This window comes from Nocardia sp. NPDC059691, assembly GCF_042733915.1.
GTDB classification, from domain to species: Bacteria; Actinomycetota; Actinomycetes; order Mycobacteriales; family Mycobacteriaceae; genus Nocardia; species Nocardia sichangensis.
In genome coordinates this window covers 1-1358 of record NZ_JBHWFB010000042.1, presented here as the reverse complement: position 1 = coordinate 1358, position 1358 = coordinate 1, and the positions used below count along the sequence as shown (strand labels likewise).

The 1358-nt window shown below is 66.7% G+C and carries 1 pseudogene; it reads right to left on the bottom strand.

Going from position 1 to position 1358, the window contains the following annotated elements:
- Window positions 1–1017 precede the first annotated feature (1017 nt).
- A pseudogene (locus tag ACFV2O_RS36800) lies at window positions 1018–1212 on the bottom strand (LuxR C-terminal-related transcriptional regulator); the annotation flags it as partial.
- Window positions 1213–1358 lie beyond the last annotated feature (146 nt).

The window sequence follows — 1358 nt, the reverse complement described above, 5'->3', positions numbered from 1 at the left end:
ACTTCGTCGCTGCTGCCGGAGCACCTAATCACGACGGTTCCGGGTTTTCGAGTCGGAACCGACGACGACCACTAATTGGTTACTCGCAGTTCACCTCGGCCAGTACCGCGCACGTCAAGCCTCGGTCGGTCACTGCGTGCGCCTCCGCCCCATCCCGCAGCGGCGCAGCACAAGCAGGATCGCCGGGATCACCGCCTCCGCCGCCCTGAACCTGTCGCCTCGAGCGGCGCGCTTCGCGGTGCTCCCGCAGTCTGTGCGCTCGAACCGATTCCCCGATCGTTCTCGGTGGGAGGCAGATCGGTTGTCGGGGTTTCTGTGAACAGCCGGTGTATCGACCGCTCGGCGGTGGCGCGGGCCTGCCTGTGCGGAATCGTCTTCGAAACACAGTGCTGCGCAACGGAGGTAAACGGTAGTGGCGGACGGCTGGTGCACCTGGTCACGACACAGGTCCAGGTTTTCGAGTCCGGACTCGACGTTGACTGCCGATTGGGATATTCGCAGTTAGTCTCGGCCAGCGTTGCGCGCTGCCCCGTGCCTGCCGAGCCGTTCATGCGGCTGCAGGTCTCCAGTGCCGTCCCGGGCGCCGACGGCACCGTCGGCATGCGCGGACTGGTCTCCTACCACTGGGAATCGGCGCTCGGCGACACCCCGATCACTCTGGCCGACAGGCTGGGCGAACTCGCCAGTGGGCAGCGTCGTGCGGGTCGCGGACACCAAGGTGGTGGCCGCCAGTCGCGAAAATCCTGGGCCACCAGCATGGTCCGAAGCAGGCTGCGGCGCCATCGGGGTTGCGGGCCCAGTTGCTCCCGAATGAGGAGTGCGGCCTGTCCTGGCCGGCCACCATAAATCCGCCGCACTGAGCCCGGCGCCGGTCCCGGACCAAGTACGTGAACGCCACAGTGGGGGCGGACAGTATCTCCCGGACCTACCGGTAGTGGACCGGCCGATGACCTACATCCCCGCCGCCGCGGTGGATGACACGGTGGCCGGCTTGATGGGTCCTGTACCCGCACTGGCTCAGATCGCACCCTGTGCGCAGGCGCGGGCCACCGCCGAGGTCCGTGAGCCGACCACGAGCTTGGCATAGATGTGCACCAGATGGGATTTCCCGGTGGTGGTCTCGCTGAGGAGCAGCTCCTTGGCGATCTCCCGGTTCGACTTGTCGTCGGCGACCAGGCGCAGCACCTCGATCTCGCGCGGGCTCAGCGTGGTGTCGGATGGGCTGCGGTGCCATCTCGGCAGACAGGCCTGCGGAGCTTCGGTGAACAACCGGTGTACAGACCGCTCGGCGGTTGCGCGGGCGCGCGCCCCCTTGTGCCGATGGTGTTAGAAACACAGCGCAACGCAATGGAGTTGAC